Origin of the sequence: Paenibacillus zanthoxyli JH29, from assembly GCF_000520715.1 — a bacterium.
Classification (GTDB): Bacteria; Bacillota; Bacilli; order Paenibacillales; family Paenibacillaceae; genus Paenibacillus_AQ; species Paenibacillus_AQ zanthoxyli.
This window is the reverse complement of record NZ_ASSD01000198.1, coordinates 1-3,024: the sequence shown is the minus strand read 5'-3', so window position 1 is coordinate 3,024 and position 3,024 is coordinate 1. Positions and strand designations below refer to the sequence as shown.

The 3,024-nt window shown below is 54.7% G+C and carries 4 protein-coding genes; all 4 read left to right on the top strand.

Annotated features, from left to right (window positions below; all coding sequences use genetic code 11):
* Positions 1-44: 44 nt before the first annotated feature.
* Positions 45-635 (top strand): AAA family ATPase, encoded by a 591-nt coding sequence (locus tag L691_RS0107810; protein ID WP_025689824.1) that lies wholly within the window; start codon positions 45-47, stop codon positions 633-635.
* A gap of 239 nt (positions 636-874) precedes the next feature.
* Positions 875-1,867: an ABC transporter substrate-binding protein gene (locus L691_RS0107805; RefSeq protein ID WP_025689822.1), complete on the top strand. Its 993-nt coding sequence runs from the start codon at positions 875-877 to the stop codon at positions 1,865-1,867.
* 3 nt (positions 1,868-1,870) lie between these two features.
* Positions 1,871-2,581: a GTP-binding protein gene (locus L691_RS0107800; protein ID WP_025689821.1), complete on the top strand. Its 711-nt coding sequence runs from the start codon at positions 1,871-1,873 to the stop codon at positions 2,579-2,581.
* A 1-nt stretch (position 2,582) separates the two neighbouring features.
* Positions 2,583-3,024 (top strand): ATP-binding cassette domain-containing protein (locus L691_RS0107795; protein WP_025689820.1); only part of this gene is annotated, 442 nt, incomplete at its 3' end.

The window sequence follows — 3,024 nt, the reverse complement described above, 5'->3', positions numbered from 1 at the left end:
CTCAAAAGAAAGTTCTAAAGATACTATACGAGGAGGAATAGCTAATGAATAAGCTCGTATTTTTCCTCGGGGGAGCAGGCGCCGGCAAGACCACGCTGGCAAAAGCGCTGGCAGCGAGACGAAAAGCCGCCTTCTTCGATATGGATATCCTTCTCCGTCCGGCAGCGGAGGCGATAATGACGTTCCATGGACTTGACCCCTCCGACCGGGATTCTAAAGATTACAAGAGGCTGTGCCGTGACCTGGGATACCGGATTACGATGGATGCCGCGCTGGATAACGTCAAGCTGGATGTGGACAGCATCGTGGTCGGTCCTTTTACGAAAGAAGCCGCGGATGAAGGGTGGATTGCGCGCGAACTGTCGCGGATCGGCCGATCACTGCTCGACGTCGAGGTAAAAGCGGTCATCGTCAGCCTGTCCGATGAGAAGCTTTATAAGGAAAGAATTATGGCCAGAGGCTCGAAGCTGGACGACTGGAAGCTGCGCCATTGGGACGATTTCCGCTCGTCGCTTGTCAGCCGCAACGTAAAATGGCCCCTCCCCCCCTCCTCCATCCTTTACTTTGATAATTCCGGAAATGACCCGGAACGGGCTGCGGACACAATCGAAGGTTTCGTCTATCCGGAGGCGTAGCTTTCTTACCGTCGCGCCATACACCCGCCTCATGCCAATCCTGCGCTGAAGTTGCGTTTTTTCATGAATTTCCCTTTTTCCTGTATGCTAACGGGTCTAAATTATTCGGATGAGGGAATGTTTGTAGTATTGTCAAACTTTCGGTCTTTCGCAAATTGTGAATCAAATCACAACTATTTATAATTAAACGTAACTTACTAGCGTATTTTCAAAAAAAGGCGACGAGAGGATGAATAAATATGAATACCGGAACGGCCCAAGAACAGGAAAGATTGCCCCGCCATCTGCTTGCCATGCTGCCCTGCCCGCTTAAGGTGCCTATTGAAGAAACGTTTCTTCATCAGCAAAGCTCGGGGCTTTGGACCGATCTCGACCCGGAAGAATTGGAATTCGAGGGCAATGCAAATCAGAGCGACTTCTATAAAACAGTAAATGAGTTTCAATCCGCCGACGAACTTCCAGATATTGTAATCACGCCGGGAATCAGCAGCTTCTTCCATCGTGATTTCCGTACCCGGTTTCTCGATCAGGATGTATTCGCCGATACAGCAGGCTATGCTCCGAATGAACGGTTTGCGGAGATCGGCATGCAGGACCCGACTGGCCGGGTTACGTTAATGTGCGTGAATCCGCTGGTCATCGTAGCCGATACAGCCCGTCTGGGTGACACGCCCGAGCCGCGCTCCTGGAGCGACCTGCTGAATCCCGTGTACCGGAAGCAGGTAACGATGAGAGGCCATAACGGCACCTTTTGCGAAACGGTGCTGCTGACACTAGGCGAGAAGCTCGGCGAAGATATACTGACCGGTCTCGGCCGGTCGGTTCGCCAGGGGCTTCATCCGGGCCAGATGGCAAAGCTGGCGGGAACCGATAATGAAGCCGGAACGGCTTTATACGTGATGCCGTATTTTTATGCGAATATGATCCGTAAGCAGGATAAAATCAATATTATTTGGCCTGAGGAAGGCGCGATTGCAAGCCCGGTATTCCTGCTCGCTAAAAAGAATGCGACCGAGGGCGGACGCCGTCTGGCTTCCTTCTTCACTAGCGAGGAGACGGCTCAGCTGTGCGAACAGGCTTTCTTCCCGTCGCCTCATCCTTCGGCAGCATCCGGGCTTACTCAGCGCAAGCTGCTGTGGATGGGCTGGGATCTCGTCTGGAACAGCGATATTCAGGCAAAGACGGATGCCGTTAACGCGGCCTTTAACAAAGGGTTTGAACAGGAGGACTAAGATATGAAGCTCATAACCGTGGCGGGTCCGCCGTCGAGCGGCAAAACCTCCATGCTTCTGCGTGTGATTGATTGGCTGAAGGAGCAGGGACTGAAAGCGGGGGTCGTAAAATTCGACTGCGTTGCCTCCAAGGATGATGAGCGCTACCGCGCCAAAGGAGTGCCGGTGCTTCTCGGTCTTGCCGGCAACCTGTGCCCGGACCATTATTTTGTCACCAATATCGAAGCTTGCGCCCGCTGGGGGCAATCGCTGGAACTGGATATTCTAATCAGCGAAAGCGCCGGTCTGTGCAACCGCTGTTCTCCTTTTATCCGCCATGCCCTAGCGGTCTGCGTCATTGATAATTTATCGGGAGTGAATACCCCGACCAAGATGGGCCCGCTGCTAAAGCAAGCCGATATCGTGGCCATTACAAAGGGCGACATTGTCTCCCAAGCCGAGCGCGAGGTGTTTCAGTATCAAGTCCGCAAAGTGAACGCCCGGGCGGAGATTCTTCACATTAACGGCCTGACCGGCCAGGGCAAGGAACGGCTCGGCGCCCTGCTCGCGCAGGCTGAAGATATCGACAATCTGGACGGGCGGAAGCTGCGGTTCTCGATGCCGGCCGCGGTCTGCTCCTACTGCCTGGGCGAGACGAGAATCGGGCACGACTATCAGATGGGCAATGTCAAGAGCATCGCTATTCCGGAAGTTCCCCGCCCGGAGGTGAGCTGACATGATGGAGGATATTCAATCCGTTACGATCCTTGGCGGCCATTCCAAATCCGGTGAAGCGGAGGATGTCGCCTTAAGGCTTGTGCCTGGCGACCTCGTTGCCGTGGTTGGACCGACAGGCTCGGGCAAGAGCAGGCTGCTGGCGGATATCGAATATATCGCCCAGCGGGATACCCCGAGCGGCCGATGCATCCTGATTAACGATCAGCCGCCCGCACCCGAGATCCGATTCGACATGGGACGGAAGTTGATTGCCCAGCTGTCGCAGAATATGAACTTTGTCATGGACGCCACAGTGGCGGAGTTTATTACGCTGCACGCGGAATGCCGCGACACCAACCTTGACGAGTCGGGGCTGGAGGAGCTGATTCACAGTGTCGTCACTCAGGCAAACCGGCTGACCGGAGAGCCGATTGTGCCGGATACCCCGCTGACCGCGCTCA

Bases quoted from the DNA above. Each gene is read 5' to 3' on its own strand.
- L691_RS0107810 (WP_025689824.1), top strand. From the start codon at position 45: ATGAATAAGCTCGTATTTTTCCTCGGGGGAGCAGGCGCCGGCAAGACC.
- L691_RS0107805 (WP_025689822.1), top strand. From the start codon at position 875: ATGAATACCGGAACGGCCCAAGAACAGGAAAGATTGCCCCGCCATCTG.
- L691_RS0107800 (WP_025689821.1), top strand. From the start codon at position 1,871: ATGAAGCTCATAACCGTGGCGGGTCCGCCGTCGAGCGGCAAAACCTCC.